Origin of the sequence: Natribacillus halophilus (genome assembly GCF_900100185.1) — a bacterium.
Lineage (GTDB): Bacteria > Bacillota > Bacilli > Bacillales > Marinococcaceae > Natribacillus > Natribacillus halophilus.
In genome coordinates, this window is sequence record NZ_FNEN01000001.1 from 128,877 (window position 1) to 144,589 (window position 15,713).

Here is a 15,713-nt window from a genome sequence, read left to right on the forward strand (position 1 = left end):
TCCTTCCTTTACAAACCAGCAAACTCATCCTGTGTCCATCTCCCGATTTTTCATTCGTTTTTGCCCTTCCCGGCATTTTGACAACAATGGGCACTCCGGGCACTGCGGATTTCGGGATTTACAGTGGTAACGACCAAAAAAAATGAGCAGATGATGACTCTTTGACCATTTTTCCTCCGGTAGTTTGTCCATGAGCGTTTTCTCTACTTCCAGGACACTATCCTTCCAGCGACAAATGCCGAGTCGTTTTGACACTCTTTCTACGTGGGTATCCACCGCGATCGCCGGAAAATCGAAGGCGACGGATGAGACCACATTTGCGGTTTTACGGCCGACACCGGCGAGTGTCATCAATTCATCGCGGTCTGCAGGTACTTCCCCGTCGTATTGGGTAATGAGGGAATGGCTCATTTTTTGTAAATTTTTTGCTTTGCTTCTGAAAAGCCCGATCGTGCGTATATCCTGTTCCAGCTCTTCCTGTTCGACGGCAACAATATCTTCAGGCCCCATGTATTTTTCGAATAAACCCGGGGTCACTTTATTGATAAGAGCGTCTGTACTTTGGGCAGAAAGAATAACGGCCACGAGCAATTCAAAAGCGTTCCTGTGCCAAAGTTCGCATTTGGCTTCGGGAAACATCTCTTCCATCGTCTCGATCGCGTTAACGGTATCTCGTTTTGATAACATGGCCCATCGTGCCACCTTTTTCCTAATCAGACTCCAGCCAATTGTAGTTGGGATACGGAGGGGCTGACTGTTTTGAGGTCTCTTTGTCTTTTCCCTTTTTTTGCTTTTGCCGGAATTTTTCACTGTAGGCATTGGCTTCTTCCGGCGTTTTGATGCCATTTTTTTGCCATTCAAACAGGATGGCATCAATATAGCGCAAGTTCAATTTTCCGGAAATAACGGCTTCCCGCAAAGCCGCTTTTATCAATGTATACGTATATTTATCCTGATCCACCCACATGGCGAGGGTCTCTCCCTCCATCGGCGATAGCGGACGGCCGAATTCATTCTCGAATAAACGGTAAAGTTCGCCGGCATCCTGGTCCCTCGTATCGTCTTGCGGTGCATACTCAGCTTCGAGATGCGTCACGATCTTTTCATAAAAAGGCTTTAAACTATACGTTTCAAACATAATGCCGTTATCATCTTCATTTTGTTCAAGCCTGAGAACACCTCGCTTCAGCAACCGGCCGATCGCCTGTTGACAACTGTTGACGGTGAGCGTCATTTTTTGCGCCAGTTGTTCGGGGGTCGGAAAAGTATGGCCTTGCTGAATGTAGCGATGGAGGTGAAGCAACAGCATCATATCTTTTTCATCAAGGCCAAACGCATCGTAATAGTCAAGGAATACGACAGGAATCGATACATAACCTTTTTCCAATAGATGGATAACCACGTCCCGTTCCATGCGTATTCTCCTTCCTTCTGCCAACAAATACTGCTGACAGTCATGGATATAAGCGGTTTAAGAGCCGCGGAAACGGAATCGTCTCCCGTACGTGTTCCGTACCGCTCAGCCAGGCAACCGTGCGTTCCAGACCCAATCCAAAACCTGAGTGAGGAACACTGCCATATTGTCTTAACTCCAAATACCATTGATAGGCTTCTTCCGATAACTGATGTTCCTTAAATCGCTCCGCCAGTAATTCATAATCGTCGATTCGTTCACTGCCGCCGATAATTTCTCCGTATCCTTCCGGGGCAATCAGATCGGCGCAAAGGGCCACATCCGGGTTACCCGGTTCCGGTTTCATGTAAAAAGCCTTGATCGCTTGCGGGTAATGGGTGATAAACACCGGTTTCTCGAACTGGCTGGCGATTTCCGTCTCATGAGGCGCGCCCAGATCCTCGCCCCAGGAGATGTCAAACCCTTTCTTTTGCAAGCGCTCGATCGCTTCATCATAACGAATGCGCGGAAATGGCGCCTGTATGTTTTCCAGCGGGGCCAAGTCCCTTCCGAGCGTTTGCAACTCCGCTTTCGCTTCTTCCAGTACCGCCTGCGTGATCGCCACGACGTAGGCCTCCTGAATGTCCAGGCTTTCTTCATGATCACAAAAGGCCATTTCCGGTTCAATCATCCAAAACTCGATCAAGTGACGTCGGGTCTTTGACTTCTCCGCACGAAAGGTAGGCCCGAAGGAAAACACCCGTTTAAAGGCGAGCGCGGCGGCTTCCAGATACAATTGACCGGACTGGGATAAAAAGGCATCTTCATCAAAGTACTTCGTATGAAAAAGATTCGTCGTCCCTTCTGCGGAATTGGCCGTTAGAATCGGGGGATCAATCTTCGTAAACCCGTTTTCCTTAAAAAACCGATACGTGGCCTGGATAATCACATCGCGGATCTTTAAAATCGCGTGCTGGCGGCTGGAACGTATCCAGAGATGGCGATGATCCATGAGAAACTCCGTGCCATGTTCTTTCGGTGTAATCGGATAGTCCTGTGTATCCTGAATGATCTCCACATCATGAACGGTAAGTTCATAACCGGAGGGAGCGCGATCATCGGCACGCACTTCACCGGTTACATACAACGAGCTTTCCTGGCCCATATCCTTGGCCTGTTGAAAATCGCTTTCCCCGATTTCATCTTTAGCGACAACCCCCTGGATATAGCCGGTACCATCCCGCAATTGCAAAAAAGCAATTTTTCCGCTCGAGCGTTTATTCGCAAGCCAACAGCCGAGTGTTACCGTTTGTCCTTCATACTGTCCAATCGTGTTTATCGTTGCCCGCAACTCACTGGACTCCTTTCCTGGCAGCACTCGTCCGCTTGATAAAGTGACCGATCCTTTGCAGCGCTTCCTCCAGGAGCGAAAGGGAGGTCGCGTATGACAGCCGGATATTATCCGGCGCGCCAAACCCGGCACCGGGGACGACCGCTACTTTTTCCTCATCCAGTAAAGCGCCGGCCCATTCGTCCACAGTCGCAAAACCGCCGGCCTCTGCAGCTTCTTTAACGTTCGGAAACAAATAAAAGGCCCCTTTAGGTTTGACGCAACTGACACCCGGTAATTGAATGAGTTGCTCATACGCCTTCTCTAAACGTGATTCGAAGGCTTGTCGCATCTCTTCAACCATGGCCTGATCCGATTGATAAGCGGCGATGGCACCGTATTGCGCGGGCGTTGTCGGGTTCGATGTCGAATGACTCGCCAGGTCGGTCATCGCTTTAATCAGCGCTTTATCACCAGCTGCGTAACCTATACGCCAGCCGGTCATGGAATAAGCCTTCGATACACCGTTCACAATAACCGTACGCTTTTTGAGCTCATCGGAAAGGCTCGCGATGGAATGATGCTCGACATCACCGTAGATCAGTTTTTCGTATATTTCATCGGAGATGATCATGACATCATGTTCCGTCGCCACTTCTCCGAGCGCCTGCAGTTCTTCTTTCGTATACAAACCTCCCGTGGGATTGCTCGGAGAATTAACAATAAAGGCCTTCGTTTTGGAGGTTATAGCGGCTGATAATGCGTCTTTACTGATTTTAAAGTCATCTGCTTCTTTCGCCTGTAAAAAGATGGGTTCACCACCCGCGAGTTTGATCTGTTCCGGATAACTCACCCAATAAGGGGCAGGGACGATCACTTCATCCCCTTCATCCAAAAGAGCCTGAAAAATGGTGTACAAGGCGTGTTTCGCACCTGAAGCGACCATGATTTCCTCTTGAATGTATGTAAGCTGCTGATCTTGTTTGAACTTGTCGATAATCGCATCCTTGAGCGTCGTCAAACCGCCGGAGGGGGTATATTTCGTCTCTCCTTCTTTCATGGAAAGCGTGGCCGCTTCAATGATGTGCTCCGGGGTATTAAAGTCCGGTTCCCCGGCGCCCAAACCGATGACATCATGGCCAGCCGCTTTTAACGCTTTTGCCTTCGCGGTAATGGCCAATGTCGATGATGGGGTAATGTTTTGCACTCGTTTCGACAGTTGCATATGTTCTCCTTTCTGGAAGTGGGAGTGGGAGTGAGAGTAAGTGAAACGCCATTTGGCCAACTTCCTGTCATTTAAGTGTACGACAATCAAAAGATGAACTGCAAGGGTTATACTAGAGGTGAGAAGTGAGAGGTGGAGGTAAGAAAAGCGCCCGGTTGGAACACTTTTTTTGGCCTCGCACCACGACTCACGCTCCAACGGGCGCGATTGGAATACTTTTTCCGGCCTCACACCGCGACTCACGTTCCTATGAAGGGCGGCGCACAGCGCCACCCGGCCCGCTATGATGCCGTTATACGGTATTGCTTCAGGGATTCACCGTCCGCGGCTGTATAATAATCATAATAAAGATTGTCTTCCGGGTCTGTGTAAACCAATTCATAAACGAGGGTGTCCTCTTCGTACCCGACACGCACGTCACGAATCGCGATATCCCCCTGCTCGGAACGGACCTCGTCAACGATGGTTTCCTCGTTTTCCAGATCGGCAAAGGCAGCGTTTCCGATCCGTTCATAATCATCGTCGTAAAGCCAATAATATTGCTCCCCGTCATCGTGTGTAACGGTGGCGACATATATGGTTTCCATGCCGAAGAATAACTGAAAGTCATCCATAGACGCCACATCGTCTTCCGCCAAAACAAGGGAGGCCACCGCTTCTGCTTCGTCTTCTTTCGGCGCTTCGACCGCCTGGAAAAAAACATAACCACCGAGGGCCAACACAATAACCGCTATTACAATGCCTAAAATGAGCCAACTGCGCATAACGTTCCTCCTCATACCCCACTCCCGGCACACTGTCTCGATTGCCGAGATTTTCTACGTAAACCGAAAGCTTAAAGCGGACATAATAAAATTACTCTCTGCCAGGGAGATAATCAATACACGCCCGCACATGGAAGGCTGTTACCGATCAGCCTTCCATTTTTTCTGAGCGTTTATCGCTTCATGACATACTTTTTCCTCATCGATCGTAAGGAGTTCTCCGCGACGCATCAACGCACGCCCTTCGACAAAAACATCTGTGACATCCTGTCCCGAAGCCGCATAAACAAGGCTGCCATAATCGTTTACACGCGGAATTAAGTGCGGCTTCCCTGTATCGATTAAAATAAAATCAGCGTCATATCCTTCCTCAATCAAGCCGGTCCCGGGAAAACCAAGCGTTCGCGCACCATTAACGGTCGCCATTTCCACTACCGACTGCGCGCTCGTCACCTCAGCCGCTTGTTCCGTTCCTTTATGAATCATCGCCGCCTGCCGCATTTCATCGAAAAGATCGAGCGTGTTGTTTGAGGCGGCACTGTCTGTGCCAAGGGAAACGGGAATGTGTTCGTTTAACAGGCGCGGAAGCGGGGCGATTCCCGAGCCCAGTTTTAAGTTGCTTTGCGGATTATGGGAGACGTGAACGCCCTTTTCTTTCATCCCGGTAATATCCGTTTCATTCACATGAACGGCATGAACAGCCAGCGACCCCTCAGCTAGAATGCCCGCTTCCAGTAGATGAGTGACGGGCGTTTGTCCGTATGTCGCTTCATGTTTCCTTACCTCCTGGCGCGTTTCCGCAATATGAATATGCAAAGGAAGTGAAGCGTCATCTGCAGCGGTTTTAGCTGCGTGTAAAAAATCCGGCGGACACGTATAAGGCGCGTGCGGAAAGATAGCACCTCGCAGGCGTCCGCTCGGTGCGTTTTCACACGCATTTGCATAGGCCACTGCGGCGTTTAGTTTTTCTTTTTGCTCCGTTTTCGTCGACCCCAGCACGATCATCCCCCGTGCGAGTGAAGCCTTTAATCCCGTCTCCTCCGTGATACGCGCAGCACCTTCCCGGTTGAGGTGATACATATCCGCAAAACAAGTCGTACCCGAGCGCAACATCTCCACGATGGCAAGAGCTGTGCCGGCGGCAGCGCTCTCTTCATCCAATGTCGCCTCTGCCGGCCAAATTTTTTCCCGCAACCAACGATCAAGCGGCAAATCGTCACTGATGCCCCTGAGCAATGTCATGGGCGTATGGCCATGTGTGTTGACAAGCCCGGGCATGAGGATTTTCCCTCGTCCGTCGATGCGCTCATAGCCATCTGTCTCCAATTCCCCGCTCCTGGCAACCGCAACGATTTTTTTGCCCTTCACCTTAACAGCGGCGTCGGAAAAAATGCGCGTCGCGTCCATGACGGTCACATTTTCCACGATAGATCGCTGAGTCATTCGCCTTCACCTCGCTCGTAAAAGTCTGCAGCTCGAGCGAGCAATTCGTGGCCGTCAGCATAAAACGTAGGCACCTCCGGCAAAGAACGCAAAAACACCTTTCCGTAACGCGCCTTGATCAAGCGCTTGTCCAATACGAAAATCAGCCCGCGGTCATTTTTCGTGCGAATGAGGCGTCCGAATCCTTGTTTAAAGCGAAGAACTGCCTGGGGTAAGGCCAATTGGCTAAAAGCGCTCCCGCCGTTTGCTTCGATCTCTTCGGCTTTCGCTGTATAGACAGGGTCATCCGGTGGCGTAAAGGGCAAGCGCACGATAACGAGCGCGCGAACGTCATCTCCGGGCAGATCGACCCCTTCCCAGAAAGTATTCGTTCCCAGCAATATGGAACGTTCAAGGCTTCGAAACTGTTTCATGAGTTTAGCGCGATTGTCGCCGCTCACCCCTTGTGCCAGGAGGGTGTAATCCAGAGCGTCCATGTACGGTTTTAACATTCGATAGGCATTTTTTAACATTTGGTAAGACGTAAACAAGACGAGGATGCGACCGCTGACAATCGGGCTCAGCTGAGCGATGAAACGCGTCGCTTCCTCTGTAAAACGCTCTTCGCCATCCGCACGGACTTCCGGGAAATCTTTCGGGACGAGCAATTGCGCTTGTTTCTCGTGTTGAAAAGGAGACGCCAATTGTAAACAGTCCGTCTCTTCATCACCGAGGCCCAGTTGCTCCAGCAGATAGTGAAAAGAGCCTTTGACGGTTAACGTGGCCGAAGTGAAGACAATGCTTTTGGCTGTCGGGAAAAAATCGTCAGCGAGCTGCTCCCGTATATTCAGCGGTCGCCGGTAAAGTCGCAGGCGATCGGGGCGTTGCTCGGCATCACTCTCGGCCCAATACACTTGCTGCGCGTCTTCCTGTTCGACAAGAAGGGACGCAAGAGCATTATGCGCCTCTTCCATGTCGTTACAAAGGGTTTTCACTTTCTGCAATAACGGTTCCTCATGGGTACCGAACCCTTCTTTTCTTGCGACATCTACAAAGTTACGCCAGGCGCGCACCAACTCCTTGCCACCCATTTCAACCCGTTTCCACTGCTCGTGGATAAGGTCGTCGAGAATATCTTTAGGATGGTACATATAACTTTTCCGTTGGTTTGATTTTTTAACGAGGGCCGTTTGCAAAGCGTTAAACAACTGCTGCCACTCCTGTTGTAACGACTGCAACTCTCCTTTTCGCTCGCGCAACCATTCCGTCGAAAACGCGTCCGCATGCGTTTCGATGAACACTTCAAGATTGGAAAATAACCCTGCGCTTTCCTGAACGCCAAAACGATTGTACAAACGCATGAAATGTTGGTAACTACTGCTCGTGCCCAGGTGACGTCCCGCGGCTTCTTCGAGATGATGGGCTTCATCGGCGATTACATAGTCATAGGCCGGAAGGATCCGGGTGTCCTGGAAATGATCGGTGAACAGCTGGGCGTGATTCGTAATAATCATGTCCGCCCCTCGCGCGTTTGCTTTCGCACGAGGATAAAAACAGTGGGGGAAAAACGAACAATTCCCCTGTGTACAGGATTCGGGATCGCTTTTTAAATCCTCCCACAGCTTGTAACCGCCGTTAGGGAGATTAAGCTCTTCTACATCCCCGGTTTCCGTATCCGTCAACCACACGAGAATCTGGGCGGCCGTTAATTGCTCATCGTAGGAAGCAGGTAATTGCTTTTCCATAAAATGTTTGAACTTGTGCAAACATAAATAATGACGACGTCCTTTGAGGACGGTCGCTTCAATGACCGTGTCGAGTGCCTTTTCCAGCAAGGGAACATCCCGCGCTTTAATTTGTTGCTGCAAGGCAATCGTCTCGGTGGCAATCACGACCGGGCGCCGGGTTTTCCGGCTCTTGGCTACAGCCGGAAATAAATAAGCCAGGGTTTTGCCGGTACCGGTGGCCGCCTCTACCAAAAGGTATTTTTCCTCGGCAAAAACCTCCCCGACTTTCTGAGCCATTTCCACCTGGCTGGTGCGCTCTTCAAAAGAAGGTGAGGCATTTGCCAACGCCCCGTCGCTACCGAAAAATTCCTCCGTGGTCAGCGAGATACCTTCCCGGGCTGGCGGCGGCGGTTGCTCTTTTTGTTTTTTCAGGGCAAGTCCGCGATAAATATCATAATCGTCATCGTTTTTTTGATGGCGCTGCCTTTTCGCTTTCATCGTTTCATACACATAAAAATGCAATCCCTCGCGCATATAAGCGGTGTACGGTTCGAGTTGTTCCAGTGTTATAGCAGGTAATGCCTGGATCTTTTCCATCATGCGGATCATCAAGCGGGCGGTAGCTTCGGCATCGCTGCCGGCGCGATGCGCCTGCGCGTGGGAGATATTAAAATGTTCGGCCAACGATGGCAGACGATAATCGGCGAGGGTAGGAAGGAGCATCCGCGCCATTTCGACTGTATCCAAAACAGGGCCTTGAAATGCCCCGTAACCCGCGCGGTCAAACTCATTGTTTAAAAATTGTAAATCAAAATCGATATTATGAGCCACCAAAAACGCGCCATCCAAATCGTGCAAAAGCTCAGGAGCAAGGTCCTCAAATGTGGGAGCTTCGCTGAGTTCTTTTTCCGTGATCCCGGTAAGGCGGGCAATAAATGCGGGAATTTCCTGTTCGTATTGCACTAAAGAGGAACGCGTTTTTGTGACTTGCATATCCTCTACGATCGCCACCCCGATCTCTATGACACGATCATGGTGGCGCGGACGATTTCCGGTCGTTTCCACATCGACAACGACGAATCGGTTCATGCTGATCACTTCTTTTTGGTCTGTTCACTCTGACCTTTTCATTTTAGCATAATCCGCCTCAAGCGTCATGACCGCGCAAAAATAATATTATCGATCAACCGCGCTTTTGGATAACGAACAGCGACAGCGAGAATCAGTTGATCATCGGTATCATTGGTTGCTACGGGCTCCAGGCTCGGATAGGTTACAAGTTCCACGTACTCGATTGATGCGCTTAACTGTTCGGACAGCCATGTGGTTACATCGTGTTCCACGTCCCGGGCGTCTGCCTCTTGCAAACGACATTGTTCGACTCCCATTTTTAAACCTTCATATATCTTCGGGGCTTCCGCGCGTTCTTTTTCGCTCAAAAATACGTTTCGCGATGAGAGAGCAAGGCCATCTTCCTCGCGGACCGTTTCTCCGCCGACAACCGTTACGTTCATATGCAAATCTTCACACATACGCGTTAAGATCGCGAGCTGTTGCCCGTCTTTTCTGCCAAAATAAGCAGCATCCGGACGCACAAGCTGCAAAAATTTCATGACAACGGTGGCGACGCCGTCGAAATGGCCGGGACGATGTCTCCCGCAGAGCCGATCACTCATGTTTCCAACCTGCAGTGTCACTTCCGGTTCGCGCGGGTAGATATCCTCAACACCCGGTATCCACAGTACATCAACCCCTGCTGCGCGCGCCTTCTCGATATCCGCTTCTTCTGCGCGCGGATAGCTTTCGTAATCCTCCCCTTCCCCGAATTGTAAAGGATTAACAAAAATCGTCATTACCACTTGTTCATACTCGTTTCTCGCCTGCTCCGCCAGCTGCAAATGTCCTTGATGCAAGGCCCCCATCGTCGGCACGAGAGCGATCGAGCCGTCCGAATCCATTTGTGTCCGGCAGTCCTCGAATTCTTTTTTCGTTCGACATATACGCATGCTGCCGCCCCCCTCTCGTCACGATTCCAGATCTCCGCTGTAAATAGCGTGGACTTCTCCGTCTTGATCCTGCAGTTGCAAAATGCCTTCGTTATCGATGCCTAACATGTGACCGTGAATGGACTTATTTCCCTGCACGACCTTGATCGGCTTCTTATAAAGTAAAGCATACGCATCCCAGGCTGTGCGAATATCCTTAAAACCGTTCGCCAGCCAGCGCCCGTACCACTTTTCAAAAGAAACAAACAGGGCCTGCAAGATGTTTGCCCGCGACCATTCTCTGCCGCTTTCCATACGCAACGACGTTGCTTTTTCCTGCAAATCGCCGGGGAAATGATCTTTCCTTTGATTAATATTTAAACCGATACCGACGATCATCATCTGCATCCTGTCGGATTCGGCTTGCATCTCCGTTAAAACGCCCGCCACTTTGCGGTCGTTGATATAAATATCATTGGGCCACTTAATCTGGGCAGAAAGTTCGGTCACCTCCGCCAAGGCTTCCGCCACCGCCACCGCAGCCACTAAGGTTAACTGCGGGGCCTCTGATATCGAAATATCCGGTTTGACAATGATCGAAACGCTGATACTCGTATGATCGGGAGATTGCCACAATCGTTCCATCCGGCCGCGGCCTCCCGACTGTTCACTGGCTACGACGGCGGTTCCGTGCGGCGTTCCTGCCCGATAAGCTTCTTTGGCAACGCTTTGCGTTGAGGTAACCGTCGGTTTATAGATCGTTGTCTGACCGATGCTCTTCGTGGGAAGACCGGCCTTTATTTCCGCTTCACTTAATGTGTTCGGCCGTTCTTTAAGCTGATAGCCTTTGCGGGGAACGGCATCGATCACATAGCCTTCCCGGCGCAAATCTTCCATGTGTTTCCATACAGCCGTTCGGCTTACCCCCAGCCGTTCGCTTAACTGTTGGCCGGAAACGTAAGTATCCTTCATTTCGATCAATATACGCAATAATTCATGTTTCAAGAAATCACCTCCTCCACCCAAGCGAGTATTGCCGCACGCTCATTGCTGACCTCTCCGTCAACAACCGCCTTCTCCAGCTCTTGCAGAACTTCTCCGAGCCACGCGTCCGGCTCGCGATCGATATACGTACTGATCTCAAGGGGATGTACAGCCAAGTCCTGACGACTTGAAATAGGCAATGCTGCGATCTGCCGACAAACATCGATCCGTCCTCCAGGTACATTGCCGGAAAGGGCATGAGCCGTTTTTTCCGCGGCCACCGCCAGGGCTTGTCCTGCTTCATACAGCCTCTGGCGGCTCCAGCCTGATTTCAGTCGTTTCCTCGTGTAAAAAAACAAGCGCTCCACGTTCTTGATCAACCTTTCCGAGCGCCGCCATTTTCGCAAGCTGGTGCGTATGTGTTCCTCTCCAAGCTGAAAGAAAAAAACGACCCATTTTTCCGTCAAGGTGTCCACCATGTCCAGGGCAGAAAACGTAAAGGATGTATCCGGGGTTCCCGGGGATAAGACCGCGATAATGTCTTGTTCCGCCAACCATTGAAACCCTTTAGACGCATGCTCGGTATAAAGCAGACGGTTTAATTCGTCGCCGACTCTTTCCCCGGGCACCCTGGTCAGACGATAACGATAGGTTTTACAGGCATTCACAGTCGCCTCATCGACCAGGAACTGATCATTCGCCATGAGCCGTGCCGCGCGTAAGATACGCAACGGGTCCACAGCTATCGCTTCATCGTGGAGCAAGCGAAGCACACGCGCATGCACATCTTTTTGCCCATGAAAAGGGTCGATGACTGCTCCTTTTGCGTTTACGGCAATCGCGTTCACGGTAAAATCTCTTGCTGCTAAATTTTCCTCGAGGGACTCACCCTTTAATGCGCTGATATCCACGCGCACACTCTCTTTCTTCATGGTCAAAAGCGGAACGCTCGTTTCAATCACGGTCGCTTCCGGGAGAATATCCGCTATTTCAGCCAATGGGGCCGAAGTCACGATATCTAGATCCTCGGCCGGTTTTTGCAAAAGCCAATTGCGGACAGCCCCACCGACGATATAAGCTTCGTGATTATAGTCATTCAATACGTTTAACAGCGAGGATGCCACCCGCCACTCATCTGTTGTTTTCATAACCATTCAGCATCTCCGCATAAAGCTGTTCGTATTCAGCGACGATCGTGTCACTGTTAAACTTCGAGAACGCACGTGCTTTCGCCGCGCTTGCCATTCGCTGGTGCATCGCTTCATCCCTGAGAATGGCCAAAGCAGCCAGCGCCGCTGCTTCATAGTCGTACACCGGACAGATCAGGCCCGTTTCCCGGTCGTTAATCACCTCGGGAATGCCGCCGACATCGGTGCCGACGACCGGCACACCGACGGCCATGGCTTCCAGGGCGGTAAGGCCGAAACTTTCCTTTTCCGACAGCAAAAGCATCAAGTCCGCAAGAGCGAGCAATTCATAGATTTGGTTCTGGCTCCCGAGAAATAAAACGTCCTGTTCGAGGCTACATTCATGGACGAGTTTTTCCAACGAATGACGTTCCGGCCCATCTCCGATCAAAAGCAGCTTGCTTTTGCGTTCTCTTCGGATAAGTTTGAAAGCGCGAATGACATCTTCAACCCTTTTTACGGGACGGAAGTTCGACATATGTACGATCACATCTTCATCGTTATCGATTCCGTATCCTTGTCGCAGTGCCTGTTGGTCATGCGCCAATGTCACGTTTGGAGGTACAAAATTATGAATCGGCTCCATGGGTCGGGAGATGCCAAGTTGTTCCCGCGTCTGTTCGATGAGAAAATGGGAAACGCCCGTGACCTTATCGGAGCGATCAATCCCGTAACGAATGATGTTCTGCAAGGAAGGGTCGTAGGCGAGCACGGTAATATCTGTGCCGTGCAAGGTGGTCATCACTTTGACCCGCCCGCCGCTCATATCCTTGGCCAAAGCAGCGGACACGGCGTGGGGAATCGCATAATGGACATGTAAAATGTCCAGGTCATACATGTTGACTACATCGGCCATTTTGCTTGCCAGCGTCAGATCATACGGCGGATATTGAAAAACCTGGTATTGGTTCACTTTCACTTCATGGAAGCGAATATTCGGATAGACGCGCTGTAATCGAAAAGGCAAGCTCGACGTTATAAAATGGATCTCATGTCCCTTTTCCGCCAGTCGCTTACCAAGCTCCGTGGCTACGATGCCGGAACCGCCAACGGTTGGATAGCACGTGATTCCAATCTTTAAGGACATTCACCCTTTACTTCCTTTCTTTCCTGTATTCGATCTTCACTCGTTACCCTCATTGTCCGACGCTTTCGCGACATGACGAAACTCGAACGCCCCCGCATGCAAACCGGCCAACAGGACTTCCGCCGTCCCCATATTCGTGGCGATCGGCACATTGTGCACGTCACAAAGGCGAATGAGCGCACTGATATCCGGTTCATGGGGTTGCGCCTGCAAGGGATCCCGGAAAAACAACACGAGGTCGAGTTCCCCCGTGGCCACACGTGCCCCCAGTTGTTGATCACCTCCGAGGGGGCCGGATAAAAAACGGGTTACCGTTAATCCCGTCGCTTCAGAAATACGCGCGCCGGTCGTTCCGGTGGCGAAGAGAGCGTGGCGAGCGATGGTGTCCTGATAGGCGAGCACAAAATCGACGAGTTCATCTTTCTTGCGGTCGTGGGCGATAAGCGCAATATTCATGTGCTTACTCCACGATCTGCTCGAGCCCGTAAACGAGCGTTTTGACTGACATCACCGTCTCCACCGCCAGCTTCACACCTGGCATAAAAGACCCTCGGTCGATGGAATCGTGACGAATCGTTAACGTCTGTCCACTGCCGCCGAAGATAACTTCCTGATGAGCGACGAGGCCGGGTAAACGGACGCTATGAATCGGCATACCGTCCACCTGCCCTCCTCTTGCACCATCGAGGGTTTCCGCTTCGTTGGGATGGCCCTGGTTTTTTGCCACGCGCTCTTCAGATATGAGATCCGCGGTTTTTAAAGCCGTTCCCGAAGGGGCGTCGAGCTTATTGTCATGATGACGTTCGATAATTTCCACATCATCGAAATAACGCGCTGCCATTTGCGAGAATTTCATCATCAAGACAGCGCCGATGGCAAAGTTCGGGACAATCATGGTCCCCAAACCCTTCTCCTCGGTCTTGTCACGAAGACGAGCAATCTCTTCATCCGTAAAACCCGTCGTGCCGATCACCGGCCGAACATGGTGATCAAGTGCGGTTTCCAGATTTATTTTTGCTGCCTCCGGGGTCGTTAAATCAAGGAATACATCCGTCTCTACTTCGGAAAAGCACCGGGCGGCATCCGTGTAAACCGGACGTTCTTCATCCGTAAATCCCGTCTCGTCTGTCGTCTTGCTGTCAAGGTAAGCAACGAGCTGAAAATGCGCGGTGTGGGCAATGAGGTCACGGGCCGCCGTTCCCATTTTCCCGCGGGGCCCCGCCAAAATAATTCGAATATCACGATTAGCCATCGTCATCTTCCTTTCCTTCCCGGATCGGTGTCCACCGGTCCCGGTCTCTATCGTTAAACTTATTCATAACCGTGTCAAAACTCTCGTTTAAATCAATACCCTGGGCATTGGCGAAGCAGATGAGAACGAATAACACGTCTCCCAGTTCTTCTTCTATGTTTTTCTCATTCTCCGTGCTTTTTTTCGGTTTCTCGCCGTAAGTGTGATTGACTTCTCTCGCCAGTTCCCCGACTTCCTCCGACATGCGCGCGAGCATGGATAGCGGAGAAAAGTAGCCTTCCCTGAACTGGCTGATATAGTCATCGACTTCTCTTTGCGCGGTTTTAAGCGTTAGCTCTTTCGTCATGGGCTCTCCCTCCACTTTTCAAGTAAACATTTGCGCACTCCTCCATGTTTAGCTATAATATGTACGCCATGATAGAGGAGGTATGATCTTGGTACATGTTCTGCAACACGCCAAACGTGTTTTCTTTGTGCTGTTAGGGTGCGCACTTATGTCGTTCGGTATCGTCTATTTTAACATGGAAAACAATCTTGCCGACGGAGGATTTACCGGAATTACTCTTATTCTATTTTTCATTTTCTCGATTGACCCTGCCCTTTCCAATATTGTCCTCAATATTCCCATGTTTTTCATCGGCTACCGGATTCTGGGGCGAACGCTTTTCATTTATACATTAATCGGAACGTTCGGGCTTTCCCTGTTTCTTTGGTTTTTTCAAGCCTATCGCATGATCGATGTACCCCTTCAGGATGATTTGACCCTGGCCGCGCTGTTCGCGGGCGTTTTTATCGGAGCGGGTTTGGGGATGGTCTTTCGGTTCGGCGGTACGACCGGCGGCGCCGACATCATCGCTAAACTTATGTTCAAGTATTTCGGTGTGACCATCGGCCGCTCGCTTTTTGTTATCGACGCCATTGTCATCACCTCTTCGCTCGTCTATTTAAATTATCGGGAAGCGATGTATACGCTCGTCGCCGTCTTCGTCGCCTCGCGGGTTGTCGACTTTATCCAGCAGGGCGCCTATTCCGGGAAAGCTGCCTTCATTGTATCAGAAAACAGCGGGGCGATTGCAGATGCCGTCCTGCTGGAAATGGATCGGGGGGCCACCTTATTGAGCGGGCGCGGGTCTTTTACCGGCTCGGATAAGGAAATTCTTTATTGTGTCGTCAGCCGACACGAAATCAATCGTTTAAAGGGCATTATTGAAAAGGTCGACCCCCTCGCGTTTATATCCATTTCCAACGTCCAGGACGTAGCCGGAGAAGGATTCACTTTCGATAACGAACAAAAACCGCTGCAATAACCGGAAGTCAGATTGCAGAGGCCAGAATTCAGACGACAGAAAACGGAAGC

15 protein-coding genes are annotated in these 15,713 nt (G+C 50.8%); 1 reads left to right on the forward strand and 14 read right to left on the reverse strand.

All coding sequences use genetic code 11. The features are described from left to right. Positions 1–24: 24 nt before the first annotated feature. The 14 genes from nth to BLS58_RS00635 form a co-directional block, all read right to left on the reverse strand. A complete protein-coding gene (nth, locus tag BLS58_RS00570; protein ID WP_090395612.1) occupies positions 25–687 on the reverse strand; it encodes an endonuclease III in 663 nt (220 codons plus the stop codon). Between the two features lie 22 nt (positions 688–709). After that, positions 710–1,414, reverse strand: a complete 705-nt coding sequence (locus BLS58_RS00575; RefSeq protein ID WP_090395613.1) for a DnaD domain-containing protein — start codon at positions 1,412–1,414, stop codon at positions 710–712. A 40-nt stretch (positions 1,415–1,454) separates the two neighbouring features. Further along, on the reverse strand, positions 1,455–2,744 hold the full coding sequence (gene asnS, locus BLS58_RS00580) for an asparagine--tRNA ligase (RefSeq protein WP_090395614.1): 1,290 nt from the start codon (positions 2,742–2,744) through the stop codon (positions 1,455–1,457). A gap of 1 nt (position 2,745) precedes the next feature. Continuing rightward, positions 2,746–3,948: a pyridoxal phosphate-dependent aminotransferase gene (locus BLS58_RS00585; protein ID WP_090395615.1), complete on the reverse strand. Its 1,203-nt coding sequence runs from the start codon at positions 3,946–3,948 to the stop codon at positions 2,746–2,748. Between the two features lie 281 nt (positions 3,949–4,229). Next, positions 4,230–4,712, reverse strand: coding sequence for a hypothetical protein (locus BLS58_RS00590; RefSeq protein ID WP_090395616.1), 483 nt, complete (start codon positions 4,710–4,712; stop codon positions 4,230–4,232). A gap of 141 nt (positions 4,713–4,853) precedes the next feature. Further along, complete coding sequence (locus tag BLS58_RS00595) at positions 4,854–6,155, reverse strand: amidohydrolase (RefSeq protein ID WP_090395617.1); 1,302 nt, start codon at positions 6,153–6,155, stop codon at positions 4,854–4,856. Beyond that, positions 6,152–8,950, reverse strand: coding sequence for an ATP-dependent DNA helicase DinG (gene dinG, locus BLS58_RS00600; RefSeq protein WP_090395618.1), 2,799 nt, complete (start codon positions 8,948–8,950; stop codon positions 6,152–6,154). The genes BLS58_RS00595 and dinG overlap by 4 nt, the downstream gene beginning before the upstream one ends. Positions 8,951–9,015: 65 nt before the next feature. Next, positions 9,016–9,867, reverse strand: coding sequence for a pantoate--beta-alanine ligase (gene panC / locus BLS58_RS00605; RefSeq protein WP_090395619.1), 852 nt, complete (start codon positions 9,865–9,867; stop codon positions 9,016–9,018). Positions 9,868–9,885: 18 nt separating this feature from the next. After that, positions 9,886–10,851, reverse strand: a complete 966-nt coding sequence (locus BLS58_RS00610) for a biotin--[acetyl-CoA-carboxylase] ligase (protein WP_090395620.1) — start codon at positions 10,849–10,851, stop codon at positions 9,886–9,888. Beyond that, on the reverse strand, positions 10,848–11,984 hold the full coding sequence (locus BLS58_RS00615; RefSeq protein ID WP_090395621.1) for a tRNA nucleotidyltransferase/poly(A) polymerase-related protein: 1,137 nt from the start codon (positions 11,982–11,984) through the stop codon (positions 10,848–10,850). The genes BLS58_RS00610 and BLS58_RS00615 overlap by 4 nt, the downstream gene beginning before the upstream one ends. After that, positions 11,962–13,104, reverse strand: a complete 1,143-nt coding sequence (gene bshA, locus BLS58_RS00620) for an N-acetyl-alpha-D-glucosaminyl L-malate synthase BshA (RefSeq protein ID WP_090395622.1) — start codon at positions 13,102–13,104, stop codon at positions 11,962–11,964. Before bshA ends, BLS58_RS00615 begins: the two co-directional genes overlap by 23 nt. Positions 13,105–13,140: 36 nt before the next feature. Continuing rightward, positions 13,141–13,560, reverse strand: coding sequence for a methylglyoxal synthase (locus tag BLS58_RS00625; protein WP_090395623.1), 420 nt, complete (start codon positions 13,558–13,560; stop codon positions 13,141–13,143). Positions 13,561–13,564: 4 nt separating this feature from the next. Further along, positions 13,565–14,356 carry a 4-hydroxy-tetrahydrodipicolinate reductase gene (dapB, locus tag BLS58_RS00630; RefSeq protein ID WP_245723007.1) on the reverse strand — a complete coding sequence of 264 codons (792 nt, stop codon included), beginning with the start codon at positions 14,354–14,356 and terminating at the stop codon, positions 13,565–13,567. Further along, positions 14,349–14,702 carry a nucleotide pyrophosphohydrolase gene (locus BLS58_RS00635; RefSeq protein WP_090395625.1) on the reverse strand — a complete coding sequence of 118 codons (354 nt, stop codon included), beginning with the start codon at positions 14,700–14,702 and terminating at the stop codon, positions 14,349–14,351. Before BLS58_RS00635 ends, dapB begins: the two co-directional genes overlap by 8 nt. An 88-nt stretch (positions 14,703–14,790) precedes the next feature. On the opposite strand from BLS58_RS00635, the gene BLS58_RS00640 reads away from it, so the two are divergent. Further along, on the forward strand, positions 14,791–15,663 hold the full coding sequence (locus tag BLS58_RS00640; protein ID WP_281240982.1) for a YitT family protein: 873 nt from the start codon (positions 14,791–14,793) through the stop codon (positions 15,661–15,663). The last annotated feature ends 50 nt before the right edge of the window (positions 15,664–15,713 follow it).

Bases quoted from the DNA above. Each gene is read 5' to 3' on its own strand.
- nth (WP_090395612.1), bottom strand. From the start codon at position 687: ATGTTATCAAAACGAGATACCGTTAACGCGATCGAGACGATGGAAGAG.
- BLS58_RS00575 (WP_090395613.1), bottom strand. From the start codon at position 1,414: ATGGAACGGGACGTGGTTATCCATCTATTGGAAAAAGGTTATGTATCG.
- BLS58_RS00585 (WP_090395615.1), bottom strand. From the start codon at position 3,948: ATGCAACTGTCGAAACGAGTGCAAAACATTACCCCATCATCGACATTG.
- BLS58_RS00590 (WP_090395616.1), bottom strand. From the start codon at position 4,712: ATGCGCAGTTGGCTCATTTTAGGCATTGTAATAGCGGTTATTGTGTTG.
- BLS58_RS00595 (WP_090395617.1), bottom strand. From the start codon at position 6,155: ATGACTCAGCGATCTATCGTGGAAAATGTGACCGTCATGGACGCGACG.
- dinG (WP_090395618.1), bottom strand. From the start codon at position 8,950: ATGAACCGATTCGTCGTTGTCGATGTGGAAACGACCGGAAATCGTCCG.
- panC (WP_090395619.1), bottom strand. From the start codon at position 9,867: ATGCGTATATGTCGAACGAAAAAAGAATTCGAGGACTGCCGGACACAA.
- BLS58_RS00615 (WP_090395621.1), bottom strand. From the start codon at position 11,984: ATGGTTATGAAAACAACAGATGAGTGGCGGGTGGCATCCTCGCTGTTA.
- bshA (WP_090395622.1), bottom strand. From the start codon at position 13,104: ATGTCCTTAAAGATTGGAATCACGTGCTATCCAACCGTTGGCGGTTCC.
- BLS58_RS00625 (WP_090395623.1), bottom strand. From the start codon at position 13,560: ATGAATATTGCGCTTATCGCCCACGACCGCAAGAAAGATGAACTCGTC.
- dapB (WP_245723007.1), bottom strand. From the start codon at position 14,356: ATGGCTAATCGTGATATTCGAATTATTTTGGCGGGGCCCCGCGGGAAA.
- BLS58_RS00635 (WP_090395625.1), bottom strand. From the start codon at position 14,702: ATGACGAAAGAGCTAACGCTTAAAACCGCGCAAAGAGAAGTCGATGAC.